At 43.2% G+C, this 14,133-nt stretch carries 18 protein-coding genes; all 18 read left to right on the top strand.

Annotated features, from left to right (window positions below; translation table 11 throughout):
- Window positions 1-623: 623 nt before the first annotated feature.
- The 18 genes from BQ5453_RS12385 (at window position 624) to BQ5453_RS12315 (ending at window position 13,667) form a co-directional block, all read left to right on the top strand.
- Entirely contained in the window at window positions 624-908 is a 285-nt protein-coding gene (locus BQ5453_RS12385) for a hypothetical protein (RefSeq protein ID WP_071123428.1), read from the top strand.
- A gap of 3 nt (window positions 909-911) precedes the next feature.
- Complete coding sequence (locus BQ5453_RS12380; protein WP_071123427.1) at window positions 912-1,298, top strand: hypothetical protein; 387 nt, start codon at window positions 912-914, stop codon at window positions 1,296-1,298.
- Between the two features lie 296 nt (window positions 1,299-1,594).
- Complete coding sequence (locus BQ5453_RS12375) at window positions 1,595-2,182, top strand: hypothetical protein (protein ID WP_235860095.1); 588 nt, start codon at window positions 1,595-1,597, stop codon at window positions 2,180-2,182.
- A gap of 83 nt (window positions 2,183-2,265) precedes the next feature.
- Window positions 2,266-2,823, top strand: coding sequence for a hypothetical protein (locus tag BQ5453_RS12370; protein WP_071123426.1), 558 nt, complete (start codon window positions 2,266-2,268; stop codon window positions 2,821-2,823).
- A 5-nt stretch (window positions 2,824-2,828) separates the two neighbouring features.
- Window positions 2,829-3,389: a hypothetical protein gene (locus BQ5453_RS12365; protein WP_071123425.1), complete on the top strand. Its 561-nt coding sequence runs from the start codon at window positions 2,829-2,831 to the stop codon at window positions 3,387-3,389.
- 118 nt (window positions 3,390-3,507) lie between these two features.
- On the top strand, window positions 3,508-3,711 hold the full coding sequence (locus tag BQ5453_RS14210) for a hypothetical protein (RefSeq protein WP_143033410.1): 204 nt from the start codon (window positions 3,508-3,510) through the stop codon (window positions 3,709-3,711).
- Between the two features lie 118 nt (window positions 3,712-3,829).
- Window positions 3,830-4,078 (top strand): hypothetical protein, encoded by a 249-nt coding sequence (locus BQ5453_RS12360; RefSeq protein WP_071123424.1) that lies wholly within the window; start codon window positions 3,830-3,832, stop codon window positions 4,076-4,078.
- 57 nt (window positions 4,079-4,135) lie between these two features.
- Complete coding sequence (locus BQ5453_RS12355; RefSeq protein ID WP_071123423.1) at window positions 4,136-4,900, top strand: hypothetical protein; 765 nt, start codon at window positions 4,136-4,138, stop codon at window positions 4,898-4,900.
- Complete coding sequence (locus BQ5453_RS12350; RefSeq protein WP_071123422.1) at window positions 4,900-5,133, top strand: hypothetical protein; 234 nt, start codon at window positions 4,900-4,902, stop codon at window positions 5,131-5,133. The genes BQ5453_RS12355 and BQ5453_RS12350 overlap by 1 nt, the downstream gene beginning before the upstream one ends.
- Window positions 5,134-5,251: 118 nt before the next feature.
- A complete protein-coding gene (locus BQ5453_RS12345; protein WP_071123421.1) occupies window positions 5,252-6,145 on the top strand; it encodes an Abi family protein in 894 nt (297 codons plus the stop codon).
- Window positions 6,146-6,441: 296 nt separating this feature from the next.
- Window positions 6,442-7,329 carry a GLPGLI family protein gene (locus BQ5453_RS12340; RefSeq protein WP_071123420.1) on the top strand — a complete coding sequence of 296 codons (888 nt, stop codon included), beginning with the start codon at window positions 6,442-6,444 and terminating at the stop codon, window positions 7,327-7,329.
- Entirely contained in the window at window positions 7,323-9,884 is a 2,562-nt protein-coding gene (locus BQ5453_RS12335; protein WP_071123419.1) for a TonB-dependent receptor, read from the top strand. Before BQ5453_RS12340 ends, BQ5453_RS12335 begins: the two co-directional genes overlap by 7 nt.
- Window positions 9,885-9,955: 71 nt before the next feature.
- Window positions 9,956-10,264, top strand: coding sequence for a helix-turn-helix domain-containing protein (locus tag BQ5453_RS14745; RefSeq protein WP_074027667.1), 309 nt, complete (start codon window positions 9,956-9,958; stop codon window positions 10,262-10,264).
- Window positions 10,185-11,291, top strand: a complete 1,107-nt coding sequence (locus BQ5453_RS12330) for a hypothetical protein (protein ID WP_235860094.1) — start codon at window positions 10,185-10,187, stop codon at window positions 11,289-11,291. Before BQ5453_RS14745 ends, BQ5453_RS12330 begins: the two co-directional genes overlap by 80 nt.
- Window positions 11,292-11,293: 2 nt before the next feature.
- Window positions 11,294-11,575, top strand: a complete 282-nt coding sequence (locus BQ5453_RS14625; RefSeq protein ID WP_235860093.1) for a hypothetical protein — start codon at window positions 11,294-11,296, stop codon at window positions 11,573-11,575.
- Complete coding sequence (locus BQ5453_RS12325; protein WP_071123418.1) at window positions 11,572-12,351, top strand: DUF6712 family protein; 780 nt, start codon at window positions 11,572-11,574, stop codon at window positions 12,349-12,351. Before BQ5453_RS14625 ends, BQ5453_RS12325 begins: the two co-directional genes overlap by 4 nt.
- A gap of 110 nt (window positions 12,352-12,461) precedes the next feature.
- A complete protein-coding gene (locus tag BQ5453_RS12320) occupies window positions 12,462-13,058 on the top strand; it encodes a DUF6642 family protein (RefSeq protein ID WP_071123417.1) in 597 nt (198 codons plus the stop codon).
- A 42-nt stretch (window positions 13,059-13,100) separates the two neighbouring features.
- On the top strand, window positions 13,101-13,667 hold the full coding sequence (locus BQ5453_RS12315) for a hypothetical protein (protein ID WP_143033409.1): 567 nt from the start codon (window positions 13,101-13,103) through the stop codon (window positions 13,665-13,667).
- The last annotated feature ends 466 nt before the right edge of the window (window positions 13,668-14,133 follow it).

Genomic DNA, 14,133 nt, shown 5'->3' with positions numbered 1-14,133 from the left:
TGTTACGCTTTGTATTGATTATCAACGTAAAATGCGGTGTATACACCATAGCATTTTGTCTACACTATCTGCACTACAGTCTGCACTTCTTAAGTTCGATAGTGTTGGTGCAGGCAGCAATTTGTTACACCGTCCACGAGGTGCTGTGGCAACAGTATAGTCTGCAGGCATTTCTATGTAATGGGGGCGAGGCATTTCTGTAGCTCCGATAGCATTTCCGCCCTCCCGTATCAGTTTTGGCTCTCAGTCGTAACCGTGGCGTGGAGTTGTTGAAAAAGAAAAGTGCAGATGTCCGTGTAGTTGAAATGATGTGGTGCATACACTGATTTACGTGTTAATAATCAACGGGTTACGAACGAAAGTGCAGAGTGTAGACAAAATAAAGAATCAAGCAAATAGGGGGGGGCAGAATACACAAAGGTATACATTGTGCGTTGCGTTTTGGAGGAGGTGTGCGTGGGGTAGGTGCTTGTATATGCTGGTGCTGTTCTCGCAGCATGATTTTTATTGGGAATTTGTGGATGATGTGAGATAATATGTTTAAGAACATACAAATGGATTGTCAACAATATTGCTAATATTCGTAATTTTGTAGTATGAATATTAACTCTAATCTTTAGTCTATGAGGTATATAAAATCTCTTATTTTTGTAGTTGCTGCACTATGTTCGTTCTATTTTAGCCATAAATGTTTTGACGAACGTGCTGGTTCGTATGTATCTGAAAAGACATATGGTGGAGATGCTTATACAGGCATACAAAACGCAGCGGCAATAGCTGCAAAAAATGCAGCAGATGTAGCTGAAATAGTTCAAAAAGGATTTGGCTATTTTTTTATAGTTTCAGGCATAATTCTTCTTGGTGTTGCAGTACCTAAGGATTCACTTGATAAAATAAAATTACCTTAATCAATGGAAGTATTCGCTTATCTATTAGCTCTTGTATGGAGTATTCTTTGTCTCATTCTTTTCTTTAAGATTTGGGGTATGACAAATAACGTGGAACAACTTACGAGGGAAGTACATGAACTTAAAATGACAATTGTACAGGAACGACAAGAGTGTCCACAAACGCAATCTCAGAAAATAGTTCTAGAGAAAGAAGAACAGGAAAAAGAGCAGACAAAAAAAGATGTCATAACCCATAACTTCAAGATGGGTGATTATGTCACTCATAAGAAATATGGAGGAAAGATGAAAGTTGTTGGAGTCAGAGGCAACCGTATAAATTGTGATAGAGGTTGGTTCTCTGGCATTACAACTTATGATGCTTCTGAACTAGATTCTTATAAGGAATAACTTATTCCAAGCCCTCCCTTTCGGGCGATCCTTTCTTTCAGCCGCCGTGCGCATTGGCTCTCTTGTTGTGTTCATGGCGGCTTTTTCGTGTGCTTGGGTGTGGAGGAGTGGGAGAGGTGGGCTACATGGAGCAGAGCTTAGATGTGGGGCGGTGACGAGCACCTTGTTCCGCCAATCTTGTGAAGTGGCAAGGCTATGTGCTTTTTGAGAGGGGCTGAGCGTATAGCCTTGGACATCTTTCTCTCCATCCGTTCTTAAATTGCCGCATCAATGCTGACCTTGAGTTTTGTGTTGGCATGGACTACAATGCCAATATCAATTGGGTTGTGTGCGGTCAGTCTCGCGGCAACCGCCTAAATGTACTCAAATTTTTCTACGTAAAATTTGAGCGCAAAATCCCTGCGCTCATTGCCGACTTCTGCACTTACTATGCGCCCCATACCAATCACAGTGTCATCTATTACTATGATGCCACCGCTCTTGGCTCTAACTATGCCGTGAACAATCAAGACTTTCATTGGGTAGTTGTGCATGAATTTGAACGCCACGGCTGGAGTGTACAAGATGTGTATCTTGGCAACCCCATGCGCCATGATGAAAAGTACTTGCTCATCAACCAAGGCTTTTCAGGCAAGCAACGCTTGATGCCTTACTTCAACCGCCAGAACAACGATGATCTTATTCTTGCCATACAAAGTGCAGGGGTGGAACGTGGAAGAAACGGTTTCCGCAAAAACAAGTCCACAGAGAAAAATCCCGAATCAGAGGAGGACTTGTTGGAGCATCGCACCGATTGCACTGATGCTTTTGATACGCTGTACATTGGGTGTGAAAAGTTTCCGCAGCATGATTTTTATGGGGGATTTGTGGGAGGTGTGAGATAAACTTGCTAAAAAACATATATAAATATCTTTGCTAAATATTTTAGAAATTATACTTTTGTAAGCGAAACATTAATCTATCGGTTATGAAGAAAATACTTTTAGTTTTGCTGGTGTTGATGCCTTTGGTATCTTTCGCACAAAATGATGCTGCTAAGAAACTTACTAAGTTTGAGCAGTTGTCGTCCAAGACAGGTAAAATATCTAAATTCGTTGATGTAAATTTACCGAATATACCATTAAGTTTTTTGGGCACTCTTGAAACGAGTGTCAGAACACTCATGGGTGAACAAGCCAACGCTTATTTCTACCGACTTGAGGAGCCTGAAACATCTCGGTCAAATGCGCATATTGCAATGATAGAATACTCAGATTTGGTTGAAATCAATAAAGCTCTAGCTAAATTATGTACAGAAGTTGATACTGATTGTGCAGCAAATCCAGACTATTTGGAAAACAAATTTATTACAAACGATGGATTCGAAATAGGGTATTACGTCTCAAAAGGGATGGCAAGTTGGTATATAAAACTCGAGCGTTATAGCAATAGTTCTGTTTTCATCAAAAATGCCGAAACTTTGACTGAGAACTTCTCAAATGCTCAAAAGAAAATCGAAGAATTAAAGTTGGTATATAAAAAATAGCAAGTATGAAAAAGTTTTTATCTCTGCTTATCATCACTTTTTTTTCGCTTACTGCAATGGGACAAGTTTCTATTGGTAATTTTACCATGTTCCCAAATAAAAAAATGATGGGTTCTGCATGGAAGCCTCAAATGGGTATTGCTAAGGCTAATGACAAGTACTATCTTAGCATTTGTTGTACTGCTAACAATACTTATTATTCTTTTGATGCAAATAGTGTTGTCTTAATTCGCTTTTCGGATGATAGTGTCGAAAAACTGACTTTGACACCTAATATTGAAGTTGGCAAAAACTACAGCAACTCATATGTAGGTTCTGTGTTGGTTAGTCATTACAAGACTTTCAGCTATTATGAATTAAGTGATTCATGTCTTGAAAAAATTAAGAACAAGGAACATATGAAGAAGGTTCGCATCACGTACACAAATGGCAATCTAAATGACTACGATATAGCAGATAACTATATGAGTAAATTGGCAGAAGGCCTTTATAATAGCTATATCTTAGTAGAATCTACAGATGCTGTTCGTAAGCAAAATATGAATGATGTAGAATCTGGATTCTAAAAAAACGCCCTCTCGGGCAATCCTTTCTTTCAGCCGCCGTGCGCATTGGCTCTCTTGCTGTGCGCATGGCGGCTTTTTCGTGCGCTTGGGTGTGGGAGAGTGGGAGAGGTGGAAGTATATGGATAGGGCTATGATGTGTGGGGCGATGGCAAGCGCCTTGCTTCACGAGATTGCACGAAGCAAGGCGCCCGCCACCGCCCCCGAGGGTTCTGCCCCTGCTCCCATGCAGCCCGCCTCTGCCGCTCCTACCACCACACCCGAGCGCACGAGAAAGCCTGCCGCCAAGCGCACTACACGCAAGAGAGCCAGTGCCACGGCTTGAAGCAGAAAGAAAGGATCGCCCGCCAAAAAAGTAAAGGCGGTGCGGTCTTTTCCGTAACCCGAGGTTTGTGCGATATTGCGAGGGTTATCACGTTCCCTGGCTTTTTCTTTCAACGCTTATGAATTTCAACTTTAATCCGCAGACATACTGTTTTACTTCGAGCATTCCCGATGTATTCGAGATGTCGGACTTTCAAGGCAGTTCCGTGTATTTGGCTATCTATCTCAACCGCAGTCAGTCGCCTATCTTTTCCACCACGCTTTATGCCTATGGGGGAAAGGCGAGCATCTATGATTTGCGCCGCATTATTGAGAACTACATGGAGGCAAAGCAACTGGTGCATGCCACGTGCAGTTTCCGTATGTAGGTGGACCGCACTGATTATACTTTGGGTGAGTTTACTTTGATTTACTGTAAACTGCAAATGCTAAGGACAAACTGCGAGTTGTTCCTGCAATCGCATTTTCTCACCACGCACGCGGTGCGCTTGGTGCCGCATAATTTTCAGCTTGATTTGCAGTATATTGTTCTTCCCGGTGAAACGGGGCAGTGTGCCACGCAGTATGTTATCCAACGCGATGGCAAGGACACGCCCGAAACGCTCACAATACCAAATAATCCCATTGCAGCCAAACAGTTTGATTTATGTTTCGAGGACATCAACGAGGAGGAACTATTGGGTTACTTGCCCCAAGGGGTAAATGGCAAACTTTTGTCTGTTACGCTTTTCCGTGGAAACCGTACTTTCACGTTCTTCTTAACCGATAAAGTTCCCACGCTTACGCTGCTCTTTCAGAATGAGTTCAATGTGAGTGATACTTTGTATCTTACCGCCCAAACCAAGCGCAAAGTGTCCTTTGACCGCAGCTTTGCCGTATGTTGTGGAGAATCTTCTGCATACGATGACAACACGGAGGTAGAATACGAGAGCGAGACGTCCTCGCTTTCCTATTCCTTTGCCCGTCATCTTACACAGGCTTTGCAGTCTCACAAACTCTTCTTGATCTCTCCCGAACTCCCTGTGGGCAGTTCCATTCTTATTACTGACATCGAAAGTGAACTTTCTGATGCCACCAACGCGAACAACCATGTGAAGTTCAAGTGGAAACCGCTTCGCAAGCAGGTGCCTTTCACCGTTCCTCGCTTACATAATATCTTCAACCAGGTTTACAACAATACTTTTGACTAATGCCCCACGCTATCCACATCACCACGCTCAAACGTATGCTCCAATCTCCCGAACCCGTAGACATCAAACTATGGACGCGCAGCGGTGAAATCCAATGCTGGCACCGCTGCATCTCGCTTCGTTACAACTTCTACAAAGGCACGCGAAGAATGAAACTGCTGGATAGCAATGAAATCCGGCAGCTTCGCGACGTCTGCGTGTTTGAAATCAATGGGATGGAGGTGTTTCTGTGAAAATAATTACTGAACAAATTGCATTACTCAGAAAGTTTTCGTACTTTTGCAGTGCTAGAATCCGCCACGCTTCCCATTGAACAGCGTACCAGGGCGGAACTTTTTGTTTTTATACATCATGCTTTACACAAATCCCCCATTAGATACGCACACATTGGTTTCTCGTCTTATAGACGATGGGCTACTAGTCAATGATGTGGCGTTTGCTGAAGATTTCTTGGAAAATGTCAGCTATTTCCGTTTCAATGCCTATCTACGTCCATTTGAAGAAGCTAATGGTGCTACCCGATTTAAACCCAATGCTTCCTTTGATAAGGCAATTTCTTTGTATCGCTTTGACGCGGAACTTCGGAATTTATTATTCTCTGCAATCCAATTGATTGAAATCTCATTACGTGCCAAAATCATAAACAGATTTTCATTGGCTCATGGAGCATTTTGGTTCATAGATCCAACAATGGCTATAGACCAACATAAATATTCTGATAACCTCAATACATTAGAACGCGAGCTAGCACGTTCTAAGGATGATTTCATTCAAGAGCATTTTGTGAAGTATGGACATGATAAATTTCCTCCAACATGGAAATTGCTTGATTTGACTTCTTTCGGAACACTTACAAAATTGTATTTCAATTTTGCAGACCGAAGAGTCAAGAAACAGATAGCTCGTTCTTACGGCGTTCCTCAGCACGAAATACTCGAAAGTTGGATGAAAGCTGTAAACACTTTACGCAACGCCTGTGCACATCATAACCGAATATGGAATCGAATTATGCCTGTGATGCCACAAATTCCAACCACTCTTGGTAATCCATGGATTTCACAACGTCCGACCACATCCAATAGATTATATGCAGTATTTTGCTGTTTAGTTTATTGGTTAAATTCTTTTCGTCCGAACAATACATTGGTACACGATTTCAAGAATTTGCTGATCAAATATCCCAATGTAGACATTGCGGCCATGGGCTTCCCCCATAATTGGCAAGATGAACCTTTATGGAGATAATACACTAAAGTACCCTGCAGAGTATTTTCCTTGGCAGCTATAGTTGCTCTTAGTAGTTTTATTGCTCCTCAGACTGCGTCAGCTTACAAGTATCATGTGACTTTACCCGACGGAACACATGAAGTTTTTGATGCCGAAAATAGTGCAGAGGCAGTCCACTATTTCCGTGAGCACTATGATAAAGGCGTACTAATGAAACGACCTAATGGCGGTATTTTGGATTTCCAATAAAACTGTAAAATGCAAAGCTGTGGTATCGGCTATACGGCCTTTTTGAATTCATTAAAATTGAAAGAATGAGATTCCTTGTTTTATTTATTACGATATTATTATGTTCGAACACGATTAAGGCTCAAAGGCTATATAGTGAGAGTGGCGATTTTTATGAGAAATCAAAGAGGAGTGTTGTTGATCATGCCAAGTTGGGAGTATTTTATGAATTAAAGTTCCGCAAAGATTCTACCAAGTTGGATGATTATACTGAAGCGCAAACAGTATTGATGGTTTCAGATAAGCACTTACTTTTTAGTGATTATAATCGATTGGCATTCGATTCAATAAATGACTATTTAGCCAGTAGCAAACAAAATAAAAAGGACCAAAAGGCTCGTGAAGAATGGATGCAAGCTATTAAAAAATGGACTTTTTTCTTTGTTACGCTAACTGATTTAGAAGAACAAAAAACCACGGTACAGACTTACGATGTATTGCGAAGCTACGAGTACACTTACCCAACGCCTCAAATGGATTGGCAATTGGTATCTGGGGATTCTATAATAAATCAAAGAGCTTGCAAAAAGGCCATTTGTTCTTTTGCCGGTCGAAATTATATTGCATGGTACACTGAAACGATAGCACTTCCTTACGGACCTTATCTTTTTACAGGATTGCCTGGGCTGATCATGGAAATCCATGATGAAGGTCGCAATTGGATTTTTACAAATAACGGGGTTGGAAAGATGCCTCAATACAGTGACATGTATCTTTATAAAAAAAGGTATATCAAAGATTTGATTGTAACCACACGCGAGAATGCCTTGACTGGTTATCGGAATGATATTGAGGATTTTGATAATCTGAGTATTGAAATTTACAAGGTAAGGGTCGAAAAGAATGGCCAAATGGTTACTCCAGAAGCAAACATGCCGAAACGTCCCAGTAATATGCTTGAATTACAATGGTAAAGAATCTTAAAATATTATTTATGCTATTTCTGTTTCCTTTGTCTGTATGGGCGCAGGAGACAGAAGTCGTTTTTAAGGGTATTGTTACGAATACAGAAGGCATTGGCATTGCTAATGTATTATGTAAGGCATTAAGTGCCACGGATTCTTTACTGGCTTATGGTATCACCCAAAGCAACGGACAATTTCATTTGCAATACAAGAAGAATGTAAATAAACTGACATTCTCGAAAATGGGCTATGCCACACAAATTATTTCAGTTCAAAAGGATAAATATCAATATACCGTTCAGTTAGAAAAAAAGCCTTATGAGTTTAATGAAGTCGTAGTGAAAGTGACCCCTATAACTCGTAAAAAAGATACACTTGACTATTATGTAGAGTCTTTTCGTCAGAAAGAGGACTATAGCATTGAGGATGTGCTAAAACGCATGCCGGGTATTGAAGTGACGACTTCAGGACAAATTCTGTATCAGGGTAGCAGTATCAATAAACTGAACATTGAGGGATTAGACCTTATGGGTGATCAATACAACCAAGCCACTCAGAATATGCCAGCCGAGGCCGTATCTACGATTCAGGTTATGGAAAATAATCAGCCAATCCGTGCCTTGGAAGGAAAAATTCATAGTAATCATGCGACACTCAATATAAGGTTAAAAAAGAACTATAAAATGCGCCCTTTTGGTGACACAGAAGTGGGAGCTGGAGGAACGCCTGCTATATGGGACGGTAGTCTGACAGGGATTCAAGTGGCAAAGAAAAATCAAGTATTATTTACCGGAGCCTTAAACAACAGAGGTGCCTCATTGCGCAGCTTGCAAAATGGCATGTCGAACTTTACGGGCATTTATGCACAAGAGCAATTGCCTGCTCCTTTCCTCTATTCTACTACAACCCGCCGTCCACCCATTTCACCTATTTATTACTTGAACAACCGTTCCTATTTTGCCGGACTGAATTATCTGCACGCTTTCACTCCTTATTCCACTTTACGTTTAAATCTGCTTTACAACCACGAAGGAGAAAACCGTGAGGATAGTACCCGATGCGAGTTTTATGCGGGCGACACAATTAGTATTTATGAAAACAATCGGCAAAAGAGCTGTGAAGATGTAGTAAAAGGACAGGTGCGTTACGAATTGAATGGCAAGAAGGCGTACGTGGAGAACGTCCTTTCGGGGCAATGGCAGGATGTCAGCTCCTATAATCAAAATGTATCCAATTTAGGCTCTTTGGGAGAGGACATACATCGCAAACCTTATTTTATTCAGAATGTCGCCAATGTCAACCTGACCACTCCAAGTCATGTCTATAGTTTGGCTTCCATTGTGCGTACCTATCAGACGCGCGAGCGACTTTCTGATTATTGGACAGCAGATAACGAATACAAACGGCAGAGCTATTATCTGAACCATTGGTTTATGCGCCACAGGCTTTCCACGGCTTTCGATATAGCGGGCAATCCCTTGACGTTGGGTTACATTATAGAATACAAGCACAACCGACTACACGACCCCCAACAGACGGCTACTTCGTCCTATTGGCTGCACACACTCGAACCATCGTATCAAATTCAGTGGAGCGGTGGAAACGTCGAACTACTTCTTCCTGTGGAATATACCATTTCCCGCTGTGGTTGGCGGAAAGAAAAAAACCAAAAAGTTCTTTTCTCTCCTTCGCTCGATTTCACTCAACAAATTAGTTATCTATTGCGAATGGAAACCTCGGTAGCCTATAACCAAAATGCTTCAGACGCCGATCCTTGGTTCAATGGAACGATGATGAACAACTACCGTACATTTACGACAGGTATCGACAGCCTTTCGGTGCAGCGTGTCGCGTTGGCAAATCTCCGTCTGTCGTATCTGAACACCATCACGCTCTTTTCGTGGAATCTTTATGTCGGCTGGACGCGCAGTACTTCCGACCATTATCTTAAAAGTCTTTATATGCCCGATTATACGCTCTTTGTTCCAGTGTGGAACGACCGCACGAAAATTACCTGGAGCATGGCACTGTCATGTCGTAAGAACTTTCGCGATGCCCACATCAATTTGAGCGGACAGACAAATTATTCATATAATAAGGAGTTTGTGTCTCAAAACGAGGTGGAAGATTATCTGCGCTATCATGCCTTGCATGCTTCAGTCACGGCGCAATGGAGCGGACTGACATGGTTCCAGCCCAAACTCACCATGGCCGGAAATATCAGTTGGAAAAAGCTTGATGTCTTCTCCGCAACTGACAATCTGCTGAAAAATGCCTATTATTCCTTAACAATGGATTTCTACCCTATCAGTAAACTCCGGCTGTATGCCGACCTTTCGCAATCGGTCTTCGAAATAGTCCGTAACCATTACTCTATTAACAGTTTTTTGAATGCTGGTATGCGCTACGATTTCAATTCTCGCTGGTCTGCAAGCGCAAATATCAACAATCTGTTTAACTGCAAAGACTACGAAGTTTCGCTTTATCAAAGAGCCAATTTTCAATACTACCGCGTACCGCTGCGTGGTCGTGAGTTTATGATTTCGCTACGGCTTAAATATTAAGATAAAGGCCTATTTAACCCAAATCGGTCATTAGGATTTCTCTGTGTCGTACGGCAAAGAGAAATCCTTTAATGCGAGTTCGGGATAAGGATTGCGTTAAAAGCAAAAAACTGCTTGCAGAAAACGAATCCATTATAAAAGAGATTTCTGAAGAATTAGCTGTTGCCGATGCACCACACTTTGTAAAATTCTTCAAGAAAGAAACAGGAATGACACCAAGTCAGTTTAAAGAGACCTTAAAATTTTGTCTTTTCCCCACCGCTCATTCGGTCATAGTTTTGCACCAAAAAGTACAAGACTATGACCGATTTCAGTTACTTACACATAACAGGCGTGAACGACCTGCCCGGCTATCGTGCCGCAGCAGCGTTCACCACTAAAAGCAGCGAAGTTTTCAAGGAAACGGAGGAGATTTCACCGCGCCATGTGAGCGACAAGGTGAGTTATATGCCTTGGGGAGCGGACGACCAGATGCCATATGACATTATCAATCTGATTGAAAGTGATGAGACACTGAGCACTTGCCAGATGTTCAATGCAGAGGTGTGCTATGGAAACGGTTTGGTGTACCAGACTGATGAAATGTGCAAGCGGAATGTGGTGAACGAGGTCGAGGAGTTCTTCTTGGATAACGACATGGCGAGTTATTTTCTCGGTGTTTGTCAGGACTTCAAACACTTCGGCTTTGCCGTGAGCGTGATTATTCTCAATGAGCAAGGCAACAAGGTGGTGAGGGTGCTGCGCAAGGAGACTTGCTATGTTCGCTTTGCCCCTGCCAACAAGGAGGGTGTGATACCACAGGTGTTGTACGCGAATTGGCGCAATTCGGTGCGGGCGGAACAGGTGGAGGTCATTCCACTGCTCAACCCGCAAAGTCCGTGGACGGACTTGCAAGCACAGGTGAAGAAGGGCAAACGTAAGTTTGCCGTGGTCAGCCGTGTGCCGACACCTGACAGCACGTATTATCCCATTCCTTATTATGCCTCACTCTTCAAGGGCAAGTGGTACAACATTAAGCAACTCATCGGGGTTGCAAAGGAGGCAAAGTTGAAAAACTCTGCACCTATCAAGTACCACATAGAGATTGCCAAATCGTTTTGGAGCAATATCTTCAAGGCGGAGGGCATTACCGACCGCGTGAAGCAGCAGGAGCGCGTGAATGAGGAAAAGGACAACATCATCAATTTCCTCACGGGCATGGAGAACTCGGGCAAGGTACTTTTTTCGGAGTTTTATGTGTCTCCCAATGGGGAGGAACAGCACGATGTGGTGATCAACAAGATTGAGACGGACAAGGAGGGTGGCGATTGTTTCGCGAATGTCGGCTGCGCTCGGCAAAGTTCAAGCAAGCTTGACTTTGCTCTCGCTGGTACGACATTTGGGCTACGGACATCATCGAGGCGGTGAACATGATGTGCTTTACCATGCGTGTGCACTCAAACCTTGTGGGTTCTGTGCCGGGCAAATCGCAGACGAACAATTCGGGCAGCGACAAACGCGAGCTTTATACGATTGCACAGGCTTTGCAAAAACCATATCACGACCTTTTGTTTAATGTGCATCGACTGATTATAAGGTTCAACAGGTGGGACGGGGCTTATCCCGACTGTCCGTTTATCCAGCTCACCACGTTGGACGAGAACAAAGACGCCAAACAGGTGAGTGTAACCCCTAATACTGAAAACGCATGAGCCAGCTGATACCCGATAACAATGTGCTTCTGCAATTCGTTCCGAATGTGCTGAAGTCTGTGCAAGGCGAGACTTTGCTCTTTGATAAGATTGCTCCGCACTTGGAGGTGGCGGAAGCGTGGCTTACGACCACGTTCCTCTCTGAGGCAGTCCTTGCGGAACTGCCCACTCGCGATGCCAACAACAAGTTGTTGCATTACGCGCGTATGGCTGTGGTGGCAGAAGCCATGCTTCATGCCGTGCCACAGCTGGATTTGGTGCTCACGTCAAATGGTTTTGGTGTTGTTTCAAACACCAATATAGCCCCTGCCAGCAAGGAGCGCGTGGAACGCTTGCTCCTGTCGTTGGAGAAAATGCGTGATTACACGCTTTCTATCTTACTTCCCTTGTTGGCAAATACGGAAGCATGGGCGACAAGCGACCCATGCCAATACTTTGAGCAAACGCTTTACCCGTGGTTGGATCTGCCTCAGAAACTCGGCAGCACCGACCACTCTTGGCAGCGTTACCAGGAACTGCATTCTAAACTCATCGCCATCGAGGAACGATTGGCGCATGATTTCTTCTCCTGTGAACTCTTGGCGACTCTGCGCCAAGCAGAGTTGTTGAGCAAATGGGGCGAGACCCCATCTGCACCGCACTACAAGCGTGCCTGGAGGCACATCTTCGCAATAGAACTGTATATGCTACGGGAAGAAGGAGAAGTCCCCATACCATCTTGCATAGAGGTCGTGAACTCCCTCCGCAATGCTCCCGATGGCATTTTTGAGGAGTGAAAACAGTCGGAAACCGCTGCGCTCTTTGAAAATCATGGGTACAAGAATGATAAAAGAAAAGGTGGGCATTGGTTCTAATGTTGTATCTTTGCAAGCAAAACAATACAACAATGAGCAAAATATTCTGCCTTGAAACTGAATGGGTTCAGTCGGTTCACGATCTGAAATCAGATTCTTACGTAAAACCTTTGTTGGAATTTCTACTCAATAGCGCTCCCCATAGTGGTATTGATAGTTACACTTTTCGCAATGTATGCTGCGAAAAGGATTTTGAGTATTACATCGAACATCTAAGAAACAAGTCTTATTTTGATTACAATATTGTATATCTGTGCTTTCATGGCGACCCTGGGGCTTTTGCCTTTCCTGCAGACAAAAAGGATAAAGACAAAGAGCCTTTCTCTTTGATTGATTTTGCAAATCAATATGAGGGTATTTTCAAGGAACGCCCTGTAAATGTTCATTTCGGCTGTTGTCTTACACTTAACACGAACGAAGATGACATCCTGTATTTCAAGAGAAAAACTGGGGCGAATATGGTTACAGGCTACGAAAAATCAGTGCCTTTCGTTGAAAGTTTCATCTTTGAAACTTGGCTCATGAATGCAATGGCCAAACATCCTGACTTTCGTGCTACGAGAATGCAAGAACTTGCCAATAAGGAAATGCCTTTCTATGTAGATAAATTCAAATTCATGGCTTACTAACTCGTCTTTTCTATAAGTACAATGCTTCCATACTTTCGCAGTATGGATGCATTTTCTTTATCCCTGCCCAAGTCATGGTCGGAACTGTCCGACCAGCAATTGCTGTTTTTCTTCCGACAAGTCGCACGCGATTTGCCGATGAACGAGGTGTTAGCCCTTTGCATTTGCAAATGGACTGAAATTGTTGTGCTTTGTCATGCAGACAAACACTCCTGTTTGGTCAAGGACTGGAAGAGCAAACGCCAAGTGGTGCTTGCCGATTGGCAAATCACTTTTGCTGCGCGACAACTCGCATTCTTGGAGAGCTTCGCTCCCAAGCCTGTGTGCATTGCTGTCATTTACGGTGCATTGGCAGTCACTGCCGATTTGCAAGCCGTCCCCTTTGAGGATTATCTTGCTTGCGAGAACTATTACCAAGGTTTCCTGCATACGCAAAGCATGGAATGCCTTGCGGAGATGGCGCATTTGCTTTATCCGAAACTTTCGGATAATGCTTATTTGGAGAATGCAGAACTGCTTTCTGTATTTTATTGGTTCGCTTCCGTCAAAGCGAACTTCACCCGTATGTTCCCACACCTGACTTCATCACTTTTTTGTGCCATCACATAGCGCATATTGAAAATCAATGAGTTGTGTCATTTGATTGGGTGACGCATTGACGAAGTCTGCAAAAAACGCTACCACAAAACGCAAGCACTAATGGGGGCGACGCGTCTCGCGTCGGGCATCAAGGCAAAGATTCACAGACAGGCATGTAATTAGTGCAGAGCCTTTGTGTTTAGTGTATGAGCCTTTGCCTTAAAGCCCGCAAGACGCGTCGCCCCCATTAGTGCTTGCATTTGGTGGTAGCGTTTAATGCTTACGGGACCTTTACAATACTACAAAAGCTTTACTTGCCGAGTATCTTACATCTTACACTAACACGCTGAAACTCATTGATTGTCAATATTTTACTTAGTGTAAGATGTTACCAATACCACCTACACGCGACCTACACAACCCTCACGCTGCCACACGATACAAGCACGGGAGAACAGTATCACGGCATAGGGGAACAGAAAAGTCTGTCACTCCG

This window comes from Prevotellamassilia timonensis, assembly GCF_900106785.1.
Classification (GTDB): Bacteria; Bacteroidota; Bacteroidia; order Bacteroidales; family Bacteroidaceae; genus Alloprevotella; species Alloprevotella timonensis.
Note: the sequence above shows the minus strand (reverse complement) of the source record. Positions and strands in the feature narration are given on the sequence as shown.